Source organism: Streptomyces sp. NPDC003077 (assembly GCF_040611095.1).
Taxonomy (GTDB): Bacteria; Actinomycetota; Actinomycetes; order Streptomycetales; family Streptomycetaceae; genus Streptomyces.
The window spans coordinates 56,517-70,800 of record NZ_JBEXNM010000006.1; the positions used below are offsets into that span (position 1 = coordinate 56,517).

Here is a 14,284-nt window from a genome sequence, read left to right on the forward strand (position 1 = left end):
CCCGTGGATACTGCGGATACTGCGGATTCCGCTCGTCCCGCCCCGGGCGGAGCCCACCGCGCCCCCTCCCACCATGTCACTCCCGCTCGTACAACTCCTCCACCTCCTTGGCGAAGTCCCGCAGCACGGCGGCCCGGCGCAGCTTCAGGGAGGGCGTCAGGTGCCCCGACTCCTCGGTGAACTCCACCGGCAGCACCCGGAACCGGCGGATCGATTCGGCCCGTGACACCAGGGCGTTGGCATCGTCCACGGCACGCTGTAGGTCCGCCAGCAGCCGCTCGTCACGGATCAGCTCGCCGATCGGCACGTCCCGCTTCTTCGTCATCAGGCGCCAGTGCGCCAGCCCGTCCGGCTCCAGGGTGAGGAGCGCGGTGATGTACGGCCGGTTGTCGCCGAGCACCATGCACTGGTCCACCAGAGGGTGCGCCCGCAGCCGGTCCTCCAGTGGGGCGGGGGCGACGTTCTTGCCGCCCGAGGTCACGATGATCTCCTTCTTGCGGCCGGTGATGGTCAGGTAGCCGTCCTCGTCCAGGGCGCCGATGTCCCCGGTGGGGAACCATTCGGCGCGCCGCGCACCGTTCCCCGTGACCGTCGCCGGCGTCACCGTCGCCGGGGTCACCGTCCCGCGCTCCCCGTCCCAGTACCCGGCGAACACCTGCCCGCCGCGCAGCAGCACCTCCCCGTCCTGCGCGATCCGCACGCCGGTGCCCGGCAGCGGCCGGCCCACCGTGCCCATCCGGGGTCTGAGCGGCGGGGTGACGGTGGCCGCGCCGGTGGTCTCCGTCAGGCCGTACCCCTCGAAGACCTCGATGCCCGCGCCCGCGTAGAAGGCCGCGAGCCGGTGGCCCAGCGGCGAGCCGCCGCAGATCGCGTAGCGCACCTTGCCGCCGAGTGCGGCCCGGATGCGGCGGTAGACCAGCGGGTCGTACAGCGCGCGGGCGGCCCGCAGGCCGAGCCCGGGACCGGGCCCCGTGCCGTGCTGCCGGGCCTCGACCGCCTCGCCGTACCGGCGCGCGACGTGCGCCGCGCGGTCGAAGGAGGCGGCCCGGCCCATCCGCTCGGCGGTGGCCCGGCCGGTGTTGTAGACCTTCTCCAGCACGTACGGGATGGTGAGCAGGAAGGTCGGCGCGAAGCCCGCCAGGTCGGCGAGGAGGTCCTCGGTCCTGATGCTGGGCGCGTGCCCCAGGCGCACGCGGGCCCGCAGGCAGCCGACGGCGACCATCCGGCCGAAGACGTGCGCCAGGGGGAGGAACAGCAGCGTGGCGGCGGGCTCCTTGCTGACGGACCGGAAGACCGGGTGCAGGAGCTCGATCGCGTTGTCCACCTCGGCGAAGAAGTTGCCGTGGGTGAGCACGCAGCCTTTGGGGCGGCCGGTGGTCCCGGAGGTGTAGATGAGGGTGGCGACGTCCTGCGGGCCGCTTTCCGCGCGCCGCTCGGAGATCAGCGCGTCCGGCAGCTCCCGCCCCGCCGAGACGATCTGCCCGACGGCCCCGGCGTCCAGCTGCCACAGGTGCCGCAGCCCCGGCAGCCCGGCCCGCACGCCGCTGACCAGCCGGGTCTGCTCGACGCCCTCCACGACACAGGCCGCCGCCCCCGCGTCGTGCAGGATCCAGCGCGTCTGGAGGGCGGACGAGGTGGGGTAGACGGGGACGGTGATCAGCCCGGCCGCCCAGGCCGCGAAGTCCAGCAACGTCCACTCGTACGTCGTCCGCGCCATGATCGCGAACCGGTCGCCGGGCCGCAGCCCGTGCGCCACCAGGCCCTTCGCCACCGCCCTGACCTCGGCGGCGAACTCGGCCGCGGTCACGTCCCGCCACCGGCCGTCCGGCCCCCTGCGGGAGAGCACGATCTCGTCCGGGGCCTCGGCGGCGTTGTCGAAGGGGATGTCTGCGAGCGCGCCCTCGCGGACGGCCGGCACCAGCGGCGGGACGGAGACCTCCCGGACGGTGCCGTTCTCGATCAGCTTCTCCGGCTCGGCCGGGGCGGGGGTGGTCGGTGCCTGGCGGCTGGGGCGGGCCGGGCGTCGCCGGCCTTGGGGCTCCTGCCGGTTCTGGTCTTCCTGACGGAACACGAGCGGCTCCTCATCTCCGGTCGGGCGCCGCGGCGTACGGCCCGGTGACGGACGCCGGAGGACCTGGCCGTGGGGGAACCGGACCCGGCTCCAATGGAGCCGACGACCGTCGGGAAGACCGCGGGCGGCGCGGTGGGGGGACACGGGTGGCGCGGTGCGGAGGTACGCGGGTGGCGCGGGGGTGCGGGGCGGCGCATGGGCGATGCGGGGGGTGACGCGGGGGTGCGGGGCGGCGCATGGGCGATGCGGGGGGTGACGCGGGGGTGCGGGGTGCCCAGAGTTGTGACGCACCGGGTCGTTGCGGGGCCGGGTCGGCGGACTGAGCGGACGCGTGGCGCGTACGGAGCCGCGTAAGGGGTGTGATGCGGGCTCCGTACGAAAGCGGCAGTGGCAGCGGACGAAGCAAGGCGGGGCAAGGGCACGGGCGGTGAAGGGAACGACGAACGACCGGCCCCGACCCGGAAGTAACCTTACTGCGAAGTAAATTGCCGGGGGAGCCCCGTGCGCGGCAGGAAATCGTCAGGCGCCGGGGGTCCAGCGCTCGCCGCCCATCAGCCGTCCGAGCCCGACCCAGACGAAGTTCATCAGCGTCATCGCCGTCTCCTTGGCCGCCGCTTCCCGGACCTCGTACAGGTCCGCGTCAGCGCCGACGTCCGCAGCCCCACCCGGCCCCACGGCACCGCCCGGCGCCCTCCCGACGGACACGGACCCACCACCACTCCCCGACGCCCTCCCGGCAGGCACGGACCCACCACCGCTCCCCGACGCCCTCCCGGCAGGGGCAGTCACACCGCCGATCCCCGGCCGGACGTTCGCCCACTCGGCCAGCGACTCGGCCGCGCCCACCAGCGCGTGCGCCAGACCCGCCACTTCCCGCGCGGCCGGTTCCCGGTCGCAGCCCGCCTCCTTGGCCGCCTCGCCGATCAGCCCCGTCACGAACTCCACGATCTCCGCCCGCATCGCCGCGACCTCCCGCGCGAACGGTTCGCCCTGCGTCCGCGCCTGCTGGTGCAGCACCGCCCACCCGTCCGGGTGCTCGGCGGTGTGCGCGAAGAAGCCCTTCAGCCCGCTCCACAACTGCCGGTCGGCCGCCGCCCCCGGTTCCACCGCGGCCCGCACGGCCGCCACCAGTGCCTCGGCCTCACGCCGGATGACGGCGCTGAACAGCTCTTCCTTGGAGTGCAGATACAGGTACACCAGCGGCTTGGAGACCCCGGCGGCCTCAGCGATCTCGTCCATCGAAGCGGCCCGGTAACCGCGCCGCGCGAACGTCACCACGGCCGCGTCCAGCATCTGCCGCTCCCGCACCGCCCGCGGCATCCGCTTACCCTTCCCCACTCCCACACCACCCGCCCCTCCACCGTGCCCCACCCCGTACACCGACCCGGATGAACCGGATGACGGGCCCGGCAAATTCAAGCCCGTCCGGCGATTGAGGACAACGCCCCCGGCGTTCACCGGACCCAAAAACCACCCGCCCCCACCGCACCACACCCGATCGGACTGCCCCCTTGTCCATGACCCGGATGACCCGGATGTCCCGGGCACCCCGGACGCCCGATGTCCCCGGCACCCCGGACACCCGAATGTCCCGAACGACGTGAACAACGCAAACGTCACCCACACAACAAAACGGCGGCGCCCCCGAAGTTCGTGCTTCGGGGGCGCCGCCGCAGCGCTTCCGGCTGCCCGGCGGCCGACCCGATGGACCGGGGCGGTCGGCCGGAGGGACCAGGCCGGAAAAATCAGGCCGCAGCCGCCACGGCCGCCTTCTGCTCGGCATCGGCCTGCCCGGCCTCACCGGGAGTCGCCCCGATGCCGTCACCGCGGGCGTACGCCGCACGGTCCAGGATCTTCTCCTTGGCCGAGACCAGGACCGGGACGACGACCTGTCCGGCCACGTTCGTCGCCGTACGCATCATGTCCAGGATCGGGTCGATGGCCATCAGGAGGCCGACGCCCTCCAGCGGGAGGCCCAGCGTCGAGAGCGTCAGCGTCAGCATGACGGTGGCGCCCGTCAGGCCCGCGGTGGCCGCGGAGCCGATGACCGACACGAAGGCGATCAGCAGGTAGTCACCGACGTTCAGCGGAACGTCGAAGATCTGCGCGATGAAGATCGCGGCGATCGCCGGGTAGATCGAGGCGCAGCCGTCCATCTTGGTCGTCGAGCCGAACGGCACCGCGAAGGACGCGTACTCCTTGGGCACGCCCAGCCGCTCGGTCACCCGCTGGGTCACCGGCATGGTGCCCACCGAGGAGCGGGAGACGAACGCGAGCTGGATCGCGGGCCAGGCGCCCTTGAAGAAGTGCAGCGGGTTGAGCTTGCCGACCGCCGACAGCAGCACCGGGTAGACGACGAACAGGACCAGCGCGCAACCGACGTAGATGTCGGCGGTGAAGGTCGCGTACTTGCCGATCAGGTCCCAGCCGTACTTGGCGATGGCGTGGCCGATCAGGCCGACGGTGCCGATCGGGGCGAGGCGGATGACCCACCACAGCGCCTTCTGGAGCAGCTCCAGGATGGAGCGGCTGAACTTGAGCACCGGCTCGGCCTTCTCGCCGAGCTGGAGGGCCGCGATACCGGCGACCGCCGCCATGAAGACGATCTGGAGCACTTCCAGGTCGGTGAACGGCGTGATGACGTCCTTCGGCACGATGCCGGTCAGGAAGTCGATCCAGGAGCCGGTGTGCTTCGGGAGCATGCCGTCCTTGGGCGTGAGGCCGGTGCCCGAGCCGGGGTTGGTCAGCAGGCCGATCGCCAGGCCGATGGCCACCGCGATCAGCGACGTGATCATGAACCACATCAGGGTGCGGACGGCGAGCCTGGCGGCGTTGTTGACCTGCCGCAGGTTGGTGATCGACACCAGGATGGCGAAGAAGACGAGCGGGGCGACCGCCAGCTTCAGAAGCTGGACGAAGAGGTCACCGATCTGCTCCAGGGTGCTGGCGAGCCAGCTGACGTCGCCGCTCTTGGCGACCCAGCCGAGCACCGCGCCCAGCACGAGGCCGAGCAGGATCTGCGCCCAGAAAGGGAACTTGGGTATTCGGGACGTCTTGGCGGCGGTGGGAGCCGGCGCGGCTCCGGAAGCCTTGGGGGACGTGGACAACGGACACACTCCGGGGGCGGAACGTCGGGGACATGGCGAAGAGCGACAGGAGGTCGGGCGACCGCGAGGCGGTCGCGAGTGGCACCTCCCGCCCGGAGGGTCAGGAGGGATCTCCGGCCGCTGGAACGAAAACGTCAGCGGCAGCGACAGGCCGCGGACATGCAGCGGCAAAGATCGACATGCAGACGCACCACGAGCGGAACGCTCATGGGGAACGGGTGCGCGACTGCTCTCTTCACACCAATCACATTAACACTTCTGCTTTGAGTAACCCAAAGGGTTTCTTTGGGGTGACCTCAGACTTGCGCGCGGGGAACAGTCAGATATGACAGAAGCCCCGCTCTGGAGCTGAGCTCCACGGCGGGGCGACGAATGCGGTGTCGAGTGTGGTGTGAGGCGTCTTACGACCGGCGGAAGGGGCGCGTCCGGGCAGGCACGAACCCACGGCCCACCCCGGACCCCGGCCTCGCGGGCCGAGGCAACAGAAGAGGGAGGACCGCAGCCCCTTGAAACCGCAGCCCCTTAAAGAAGCCCGTCCTCCTGGCTGCGGTTGGCGGCCAGGCGCTGCTTCTGGCGCTCCACCTTGTCCACGATCTGCTCGGACATCGCGTCCCGCTGCTTGCGCAGCAGGACGAAGCTGAGCGGGGCCGAGATGACGACGGCGAGCAGCAGCAGCCAGACAGCGTTGGAGCTGCCCACCCCGAGCGGAATGATCCGGAAAAACGCCAGCGCCCAGACGACCGCCAGGCAGACGACGAAGATGCCCAGGCGCATTGCGGTGTAGCGGAGTGTGGCGTGCTTCTGGCTACTCACGGACGGACCTTCTTCACAACGGCAACCGAAAGGGTCACCCACCAGTCAAGCACAGGCACCCCCGTGATCTTCCAGGCCCCTGCCCGGAGTCGCCATGATCAACGCCTCCGGTTTGCCGCCGCCACCGGCGACGATCAGCCGAGCGCCCGTCCCCGTCCCCTCACACACGAAGGGCGCGCCCCGGCCACCGGCCGCGACACGCCCTCCCGCACTCAGCCGCCCCTTACAGAATCGAAGAGGCCCGACCTCACACCCGCATCGGCTGCGGCGCCTCGCGGCGGTCCGCGTCCGGGCCCGGGTACTCGCGGATGATCTCGTACCGGGTGTTGCGCTCCACCGGGCGGAAACCGGCGTCGCGGATCAGGTCCAGCAGGTCGTCGCGGGTGAGCTTGTTCGGCGTGCCGTAGTTGTCGGCGTCGTGCGTGATCTTGTACTCGACGACCGAGCCGTCCATGTCGTCGGCGCCGTGCTGGAGCGCGAGCTGCGCGGTCTGCACGCCGTGCATGACCCAGAAGACCTTGACGTGCGGCACGTTGTCGAACAGCAGCCGGGAGACGGCGAAGGTCTTCAGCGCCTCGGCGCCCGTCGCCATGGTGGTGCGCGCCTGAAGGCGGTTGCGGACCTTGCCGTCCTTCATGTCCACGAAGTCGTGCTGGTAGCGCAGCGGAATGAAGACCTGGAAGCCGCCGGTCTCGTCCTGGAGCTCACGCAGCCGCAGGACGTGGTCCACCCGGTGGCGGGGCTCCTCGATGTGCCCGTACAGCATGGTGCACGGGGTCTTGAGGCCCTTCTCGTGCGCCAGGCGGTGGATGCGCGACCAGTCCTCCCAGTGGGTGTCGTGGTCGACGATGTGCTGCCGGACCTCCCAGTCGAAGATCTCGGCGCCGCCGCCGGTCAGCGACTCCAGCCCGGCGTCGATCAGCTCGTCCAGGATGTCGGAGGCGGACAGCCCGGAGATCTTCTCGAAGTGGTGGATCTCGGTGGCGGTGAACGCCTTCAGGGAGACCTGCGGGAGGGCCTCCTTCAGGGCGCGCAGCGAGCGCGGGTAGTAGCGCCAGGGCAGCGTGGGGTGCAGGCCGTTGACGATGTGCAGTTCGGTGAGGTTCTCGCCCTCCATCGCCTTGGCGAGCCGGACGGCCTCCTCGATGCGCATCGTGTACGCGTCCTTCTCGCCCGGCTTGCGCTGGAACGAGCAGTACGCGCACGAGGCGGTGCACACGTTCGTCATGTTGAGGTGGCGGTTGACGTTGAAGTGGACGACGTCACCGTTCTTACGGGTGCGCACCTGGTGCGCCAGTCCGCCCAGCCAGGCCAGGTCGTCGGACTCGTAGAGGGCGATGCCGTCCTCACGGGTCAGCCGCTCCCCGGCGTGGACCTTCTCCTCCAGCTCGCGCTTGAGCCCCGCGTCCATCCGGTCGCCTCCCATGTCTTCGCCAATCGGGCCTCGTCGAGCGTACGCCACCCCCTTTTCGCCGGGATTGACCCCCCGGCCTCCGGGTTTGCCGACGCGTCCTCCGGGTTTGCCGACGCGCCGGGGACCGGCCTGCGCCAAAGGGAAAGGGCGCCTCCACCCGAGGAGACGCCCTTTCACCCTTCGGTACCTGACTCCGGGACCGACCCACCGGCCGGGCTCGGCCCCGACCGCCGACCGGGCTCGTCACCGACCACCGACCGGCCTCGACCCCGGCCGCACGCCGACGAGGCCCAGCCCGCCAGCAGCCCGCCGCCCCGGCTCGGCCCGCCGACCGATCTCAGTCCTCCGGCAGCTCCCCCACCCGGTTCTCCCACTTGGTGGAGAGCACGATGGTGGTCCGCGTACGGGAGACGCCCTTCGTCCCCGAGAGGCGGCGGATGGTGCGCTCCAGCCCGTCCACGTCGCTGACCCGGACCTTGAGCATGTACGAGTCGTCGCCCGCGATGAACCAGCAGTCCTCGATCTCGGCGAGGTCGCGCAGCCGCCGCGCGACGTCCTCGTGGTCGGCGGCGTCCGAGAGCGAGATGCCCACCAGGGCGGTCACCCCGAGGCCGAGCGTGGCGGCGTCGACCGTCGCGCGGTAGCCGGTGATCACTCCGGCGGCCTCCAGCCGGTTGATCCGGTCCGTGACGCTGGGGCCGGAGAGACCGACGAGCCGGCCGAGTTCCGCGTACGAGGCCCTGCCGTTCTCCCGCAGCGCCTGGATGAGCTGCCTATCCACCGCGTCCATGCGTCCCTGACCTTCCAATCATTCCGGAATCCCGGCTTTTGCATGTAGAATCTAAGGTATACAGGGCTCCAGACCCTGCAACCCTGGTAGAGCGAAAGTGCTCGAACCAGTCCGCTCGATGATCAAAGACGATCTTTCACAGGAGTTGTCACCGTGTACTCGCTGGAGATGGCCTACGTTCGCATGCGCGAGCTGCAGGACCGGGCCAACCGCTCTCGCGCCTCCCGTACCACGACTGCCCGCCGGGCGTCCGTCACCGACCGCGACGACGCCCGCGCCGCCGCCAAGAAGCGCCGCTGACCCCGCTTGACCGCGAGTCCGCCGTCCCCGGACCTACGGTCTGCCCACCCGGGAGCCGCCCGACGGCCTCTGGCTCTCCCCTGTGAAGCCACCGCCCAGCTCCCCTTCCCACCGCCGGTACAGCCCGTGCGGCACCCCTGCCGCGTCGAGCACCCGGCCGGCGACGAAGTCCACCAGGTCCTGGATGTGCGTCGCCCCCGCGTAGAACGCCGGTGAGGCGGGCAGCACCACCGCGCCCGCCTCGTCCAGCGCGACCAGGTGCTTGAGGGTCTGCCCGTTCAGCGGGGTCTCCCGCACCGCGACCACCAGTCGGCGCCGTTCCTTGAGCGTCACGCTCGCCACCCGCTGCAGCAGGTCCTTGGACAGGCCCAGCGCCACCCCCGCCACGCTCGCCGTGCTGGCCGGGACGATCAGCATCCCCTTGGCCGGGTACGAGCCCGACGACGGCCCGGCCGCCAGGTCCCCGGCCGGCCAGTACCGCACGCCCGCGAGGTCCGCCTCGCTCACCGGGAACGTCTCGGGCTTGCCGTCCGCCCCCCGCGCCAGCCAGGTCCGCAGGTCCTCGCGCCAGTGGGCGTCCCGGAAGGCGATCCCGGTCTCGTCCAGCAGCGTCAGCCGCGACGCCCGGCTGACCACCAGGTCCACCGCCTCGCCCGCCTCCAGCAGCCCGCGCAGGACGGACGCGGCGTACGGCGTGCCGGACGCGCCGGACACCCCCACCACCCACGGGCGGCGCGGCCCGTCGCTTTCCCGGGGCCCGTCGCTTTCCCGGGGCTCATCGCCGGACGGCTGCGGGGACAGACCGTCCGGTGGCCGGTCGTTCGGCTCGCTGGACGTTCTGCCGTGCGGCGCCCCGAAGGGCTTGTCGTGCGTCTCGTTGTGCGGCGGCTCCACGCCGTCGAGCCTATCCGGCGGAACCGAAGTCACCGTCACAGCCGTTCCAGCGAGTGAGGACGTCGGGAGGGCCGCACGACGTCCGCGAGGATGCCGGGAGGGCCGCCGCATGACGAAGACACGAGCCGACGCGGGGACGAGGGCACGGGTCGGACCGGCCCTGTTCCTGATGCTGGGCTGGGTGGCCCTGCTGTGGCTGCTGGAGGGCGTGGACCAGGCCTCGGGGCACGCCCTGGACTCCTTCGGCATCCAGCCGCGCACCCTCGGCGAGCTGCCCGACATCCTCCCGGCCGCCTTCATCCACTTCGGCTTCGACCACCTCGCCGCCAACACGCTGCCGCTGCTGGTGCTGGGCTTCCTGGCCGCGCTGCGCAGCGGGATCGCGCGCTTCCTCGGGGTGACGCTGCTGATCGTGGTGACCAGCGGGCTGGGCGTGTGGCTCACCGCGGCCCCCCACAGCAACACCGCGGGCGCCTCCGGCGTCGTCTTCGGCCTCTTCGGCTACCTCCTCGTGCGCGGCTTCATCGAGCGCAAGGCGCTGGACATCGCCTTGGGCGTGCTGGTCGGCGCCGCGTACGGGTCGATCGTGTGGGGCGCGCTGCCGACCGACAGCGGGATCAGCTGGCAGGGCCACCTCTTCGGGCTGGTCGGCGGCGTGCTGGCCGCCTTCGTCTTCCGCCACCGGGGCCCGCGCCGGGCGACGGCCGGGGCGTTGTCAGACCCGTCCCGTAGTCTCTGATCACGTCGTCCGAACGATCGACGGCACCGCTGAGCAGCGGCGACGGCCGCGCCGGGCTCCCCCGCCCGCGTCCGCGCACCTCGCCGGCCGGCGGTACGGGACCGTTCGCGGCGGCGTGTGCAAGAACGTCGACGGGGCGGACGGACCGGCCCGGCTCACCCGGCAGCCGGCCCGCCTCCCTCGACAGGAACCACGCGGGATCGACGCGGAAGCGCCGCGCGATCGACGCGGAAACGACGGGGTGATCGGGCCATGTCCTACGACCAGCACGGATACGGAGCATCCGGATACGACGGCTCGTCCGCATCCGGATACGACGGCTCGTCCGGATCCGGATACGGCACCCCGCCCGGATACGGCGGCCCGCCGCCCCAGCCGCCGCACGGCCCCGGCGCCGCTCCGGGCCCCGGCTACGGGTACGGCTACGGCCAGGCCCCCCAGCAGCCCCCCGGCTACGACCCGTCCGGCTACGGCTACCCGCACCCCCACGGCGGACGCCCCTCCACCACCACCGCCATGTGGACGCACCTCGGCGCCCTCCTGACGATCACGGCGGGCACGGCCCTGTGCTGCCTCGGGGCGGTGCTCGGCTGGATCGTGCCCCTCTCCATCCGCAACAGCGAACGCCACCGGCACGACCCGTTCATCCGCCACCACGGCACCCAGGCCCTGAACTTCGGCATCACCCAGGCGATCATGACGGTCGTGTCGATCGTCTTCTACTTCGGCACCTTCTTCGCCTTCGGCCTCGCGGCCGACGAGGAGCAGCGCGCCAGCTCAGGCCTGGCGATACCCATGCTGACCGTGATCGCGATCATCGGCGCCTACGGCGTGACGTGCATGGTCTTCGCCGTCATCGGCCTCATCAAGGCGAGCCAGGGCCAGATGTGGTCCTACCCGAAGGCACTGGCCTGGCGCTTCAGCAAGGGCTGAGCTACCGGTGCTGACGCACCCCGGGGAACGCCAAGGGCGGCGCCCCGCGGCCCCAGGCCGCGGCGGACACCGCCCCTTCCCCGTCTCCCGGCTCACCGTCTGGTGAAGGACATCCGACGAGGACGAACGCCCCGGAGCCCCGTCACACCGTCAGCCCCCGCACCAGCAGATCCAGCAGCGCGCAGACGAACAGCGCTATCCCGATGAACCCGTTCACCGTGAAGAACGCGCGGTTCAGGCGCGAGAGGTCGTGCGGTCGCACGATGCTGTGCTCGTACAGGAACGCGGCGATGACGATCACGAGCCCGATCCAGAAGAACGCCCCGGCGCCGGTGGCCAGCGCGTACCAGACCAGCAGGGCCGTGGTGACGACGTGGCTGCCGCGGGCGCCGTACAGCGCGGCCGGGATGCCGAAGCGGGCGGGCACGGACTTCACGCCGTGCGCCCGGTCGGCCTGGACGTCCTGGCAGGCGAAGATCAGGTCGAAGCCGCCGATCCAGACGCCGACCGCCAGGCCGAGGATGACCGCGTCCCAGGACCAGGTGCCGGTGACCGCCAGCCAGGCGCCGACCGGCCCGATCGCCTGGGCCAGCCCCAGGATGGCGTGCGGGAAGTTCGTGAACCGCTTCCCGTACGGATAGACCACCATCGGGACGACGGCGACCGGCGCCAGCGCCAGGCACAGCGGGTTGAGCGCCGCCGCCGCCCCGAGGAAGACGACGACGGCGATCAGCGCGCCGGTCCACGCCGAGCGCACCGACATCGCGCCGGTCACCAGCTCGCGGGTCGCGGTGCGCGGGTTACGGGCGTCGATCTCGCGGTCGATGATGCGGTTGGCGGCCATCGCGAACGTGCGCAGGCCCACCATGGCGAGCGTGACCAGCAGCAGTTCGAGCCAGTGGATGCTCCGGTCCCGCTGGTACATCGCCGTCAGGGCGCCGATGTAGGCGAAGGGCAGCGCGAAGACCGAGTGCTCGATCATCACCAGGCGCAGGAACGCCTTTATCTTGCCGGGTGGGGCCGGCTGCGGCCCGAAGAGATCCGGGGTCGCGGAGTCGGCGCTCATGCGGGCACCACCGCGTCCGCGCGCGGGAGAACCGGCTCCGCGCCGCCGTCATACCTGCTCGGCCTGCGCTTCACAGCCCGTACTCCTTCCATCGTCGGGTCACCCGCTCGGCCGTGGCGGGGTCGGATTCGACCATGGCGGGCCAGCCGCCGTTGCGGGTGTAGCCCTCCTCGGGCCACTTCGCGGTCGCGTCGATGCCCGCCTTGCCGCCCCAGAACTGCTGGTAGGAGGCGTGGTCGAGGTGATCCACGGGTCCTTCGACGACGGTCAGGTCGCGGGCGTAGTCGGTGTTGCCGAGGGCCCGCCAGGACACCTCGTGCAGGTTGTGCACGTCGCAGTCGGCGTCCACCACGATGATCAGCTTGGTCAGCGACATCATGTGCGCGCCCCAGATGGCGTGCATGACCTTCTGTGCGTGCTTCGGGTACTTCTTGTCGATCGAGACGATCGCGCAGTTGTGGAATCCGCCCGATTCCGGCAGGTGGTAGTCCACGATGTCGGGCACGATGATCTTCAGCAGCGGCAGGAAGAACCGCTCGGTGGCCCGTCCCAGCGGCCCGTCCTCCGTCGGCGGCCGGCCCACCACGATCGACTGGAACACCGGGCGGCGGCGCATCGTCACGCAGTCGATGGTCAGCGCCGGGAAGTCCTCCTGCGGCGTGTAGAAGCCGGTGTGGTCGCCGAAGGGACCCTCCGGCAGCATCTTCCCGGGCTCCAGCCAGCCCTCCAGGACCACCTCGGCGTGCGCCGGGACCTGGAGCGGCACGGTCTTGCAGTCCACCATCTCGACCCGCTTGCCCTGCAGGAACCCGGCGAACAGGTACTCGTCGATGTCCCCCGGCAGCGGCGCGGTCGAGGCGTAGGTGACGGCCGGCGGACACCCGAAGGCGATGGCCACCGGCAGCCGCTCGCCGCGCTTGGCGGCGACCTGGTAGTGGTTGCGGCTGTCCTTGTGGATCTGCCAGTGCATGCCGATGGTGCGGCGGTCGTGGCGCTGGAGGCGGTACAGCCCCAGGTTCCGCACACCGGTCTCGGGGTGCTTGGTGTGCGTCAGGCCGAGATTGAAGAACGAGCCGCCGTCCTCGGGCCAGGTGAACAGCGCGGGCAGCGCGTCCAGGTCCACGTCGTCGCCGGTGAGCACGACCTCCTGGACGGGGGCGCTCTCGCCCTTCACCTTCCTCGGCGGCACGTGCGCCATGTTCGCGAGCTTGCCGAACGCCTCGCGGACGCCGACGAAGCCGTGAGGCAGCTCGGGCTTCAGCAGCCCGCCGATCTTGTCGCTGATCTCCCCGTACGACGCCAGGCCGAGCGCCTTGAGCAGCCGGCGGTCCGTCCCGAACACGTTCATCGCCAGGGGCAGCGAGGACCCCTTCACGTTCTCGAAGAGCAGCGCGGGGCCACCGGCCTTCTGCACCCGGTCCACGATCTCCCCGACCTCCAGATGAGGGTCGACCTCGGCCTTGATGCGCTTGAGGTCGCCCTCGCGGTCCAGCGCGCGCAGAAACGAGCGAAGATCGTCATAAGCCATGCGTTCCAGTATCCGGTACGGACTACCCTTAACGGGTCACCGGGCCCCATAGGCGGCCCGCAGCCGACCACAGGGGGCCGTTCCGCAATGGGCTTGCTCAGATACCTGCCGTTCGTCCTGGTGCTGGCACTGTGGATCTACGCGTTCATCGACTGCCTCAACACCCCCGAGGACCGGGTCAAGGGCCTGCCCAAGGTGGCCTGGGTCTTCATCGTCCTGCTCTTCGGCGAGGTCCTGATCGGCCCCATCGCCTGGCTCGTCGCCGGCAAGGTCCGCCAGGCCCCGGCCGGCGGCAGCACCCCCTCCCAGTGGCACCGCAACCACCGCGAACGCTGGGTCGCCCCCGACGACAACCCCGCCTTCCTCCAGTCCCTCAAGGACGAGAACAAGCGCGACGAACAACTCCTCAAGAGCTGGGAAGCCGACCTCCGCCGCCGCGAGGACGAACTCCGCCGCAAGGAAAACCCCACCACCCCGCCCGACGGCCCCACCGACACCCCGCCCCGCGACCGCGCCGACCGCGCCGGCAACGAGCCGGAGGACACGCCGCCGGGGAAGAACTGAGGGACGGGGCGGGGAAACGTTCACCCGGGGTGCGGGGGTTTCGTCCGGAGGGACGGACGCCTCAC

General features: G+C 71.2%; 13 protein-coding genes. 4 read left to right on the forward strand and 9 right to left on the reverse strand.

Translation table 11 applies throughout. The annotated features are described in order from the left end of the window. Positions 1-76: 76 nt before the first annotated feature. The 6 genes from ABZX96_RS06410 to ABZX96_RS06435 form a co-directional block, all read right to left on the reverse strand. A complete protein-coding gene (locus tag ABZX96_RS06410; protein WP_355539125.1) occupies positions 77-1,960 on the reverse strand; it encodes an AMP-dependent synthetase/ligase in 1,884 nt (627 codons plus the stop codon). A gap of 630 nt (positions 1,961-2,590) precedes the next feature. Beyond that, a complete protein-coding gene (locus tag ABZX96_RS06415) occupies positions 2,591-3,409 on the reverse strand; it encodes a TetR/AcrR family transcriptional regulator (protein WP_355538796.1) in 819 nt (272 codons plus the stop codon). A 407-nt stretch (positions 3,410-3,816) separates the two neighbouring features. Further along, positions 3,817-5,178: a dicarboxylate/amino acid:cation symporter gene (locus ABZX96_RS06420; RefSeq protein WP_355538798.1), complete on the reverse strand. Its 1,362-nt coding sequence runs from the start codon at positions 5,176-5,178 to the stop codon at positions 3,817-3,819. Between the two features lie 522 nt (positions 5,179-5,700). Continuing rightward, a complete protein-coding gene (locus ABZX96_RS06425; RefSeq protein ID WP_355538800.1) occupies positions 5,701-5,991 on the reverse strand; it encodes a DUF4229 domain-containing protein in 291 nt (96 codons plus the stop codon). Between the two features lie 247 nt (positions 5,992-6,238). After that, positions 6,239-7,402 (reverse strand): aminofutalosine synthase MqnE, encoded by a 1,164-nt coding sequence (gene mqnE / locus ABZX96_RS06430; RefSeq protein ID WP_355538802.1) that lies wholly within the window; start codon positions 7,400-7,402, stop codon positions 6,239-6,241. Between the two features lie 340 nt (positions 7,403-7,742). After that, entirely contained in the window at positions 7,743-8,195 is a 453-nt protein-coding gene (locus ABZX96_RS06435) for an Lrp/AsnC family transcriptional regulator (protein WP_355538804.1), read from the reverse strand. A 153-nt stretch (positions 8,196-8,348) separates the two neighbouring features. Between ABZX96_RS06435 and ABZX96_RS06440 the strand changes: the two genes are divergently transcribed. Beyond that, a complete protein-coding gene (locus tag ABZX96_RS06440; protein WP_355538806.1) occupies positions 8,349-8,495 on the forward strand; it encodes a hypothetical protein in 147 nt (48 codons plus the stop codon). 33 nt (positions 8,496-8,528) lie between these two features. Here the strand turns inward: ABZX96_RS06440 and ABZX96_RS06445 are convergent, their stop codons facing one another. Continuing rightward, positions 8,529-9,218, reverse strand: coding sequence for a UbiX family flavin prenyltransferase (locus ABZX96_RS06445; RefSeq protein ID WP_355539128.1), 690 nt, complete (start codon positions 9,216-9,218; stop codon positions 8,529-8,531). Positions 9,219-9,498: 280 nt separating this feature from the next. Between ABZX96_RS06445 and ABZX96_RS06450 the strand changes: the two genes are divergently transcribed. Together ABZX96_RS06450 and ABZX96_RS06455 are read left to right on the forward strand one after the other, a co-directional pair. Beyond that, positions 9,499-10,128 carry a rhomboid family intramembrane serine protease gene (locus tag ABZX96_RS06450; protein ID WP_355538808.1) on the forward strand — a complete coding sequence of 210 codons (630 nt, stop codon included), beginning with the start codon at positions 9,499-9,501 and terminating at the stop codon, positions 10,126-10,128. A gap of 252 nt (positions 10,129-10,380) precedes the next feature. Further along, positions 10,381-11,061, forward strand: a complete 681-nt coding sequence (locus ABZX96_RS06455; protein ID WP_355538811.1) for a DUF4870 domain-containing protein — start codon at positions 10,381-10,383, stop codon at positions 11,059-11,061. Between the two features lie 142 nt (positions 11,062-11,203). Here ABZX96_RS06455 and mqnP read toward each other — a convergent pair whose 3' ends face one another. After that, the gene (gene mqnP / locus ABZX96_RS06460; protein WP_355538814.1) at positions 11,204-12,127 is read right to left on the reverse strand and encodes a menaquinone biosynthesis prenyltransferase MqnP; all 924 of its coding nucleotides are present in this window, start codon (positions 12,125-12,127) and stop codon (positions 11,204-11,206) included. A 70-nt stretch (positions 12,128-12,197) separates the two neighbouring features. Beyond that, positions 12,198-13,655, reverse strand: coding sequence for a menaquinone biosynthesis decarboxylase (locus ABZX96_RS06465; protein ID WP_355538817.1), 1,458 nt, complete (start codon positions 13,653-13,655; stop codon positions 12,198-12,200). Positions 13,656-13,748: 93 nt separating this feature from the next. Here ABZX96_RS06465 and ABZX96_RS06470 point away from each other — a divergent pair, with 93 nt between their 5' ends. Further along, positions 13,749-14,219, forward strand: a complete 471-nt coding sequence (locus ABZX96_RS06470) for a PLD nuclease N-terminal domain-containing protein (protein ID WP_355539131.1) — start codon at positions 13,749-13,751, stop codon at positions 14,217-14,219. Positions 14,220-14,284: the final 65 nt, after the last annotated feature.

Bases quoted from the DNA above. Each gene is read 5' to 3' on its own strand.
- mqnP (WP_355538814.1), bottom strand. From the start codon at position 12,127: ATGAGCGCCGACTCCGCGACCCCGGATCTCTTCGGGCCGCAGCCGGCC.
- ABZX96_RS06450 (WP_355538808.1), top strand. From the start codon at position 9,499: ATGACGAAGACACGAGCCGACGCGGGGACGAGGGCACGGGTCGGACCG.
- ABZX96_RS06435 (WP_355538804.1), bottom strand. From the start codon at position 8,195: ATGGACGCGGTGGATAGGCAGCTCATCCAGGCGCTGCGGGAGAACGGC.
- ABZX96_RS06465 (WP_355538817.1), bottom strand. From the start codon at position 13,655: ATGGCTTATGACGATCTTCGCTCGTTTCTGCGCGCGCTGGACCGCGAG.
- mqnE (WP_355538802.1), bottom strand. From the start codon at position 7,402: ATGGACGCGGGGCTCAAGCGCGAGCTGGAGGAGAAGGTCCACGCCGGG.
- ABZX96_RS06455 (WP_355538811.1), top strand. From the start codon at position 10,381: ATGTCCTACGACCAGCACGGATACGGAGCATCCGGATACGACGGCTCG.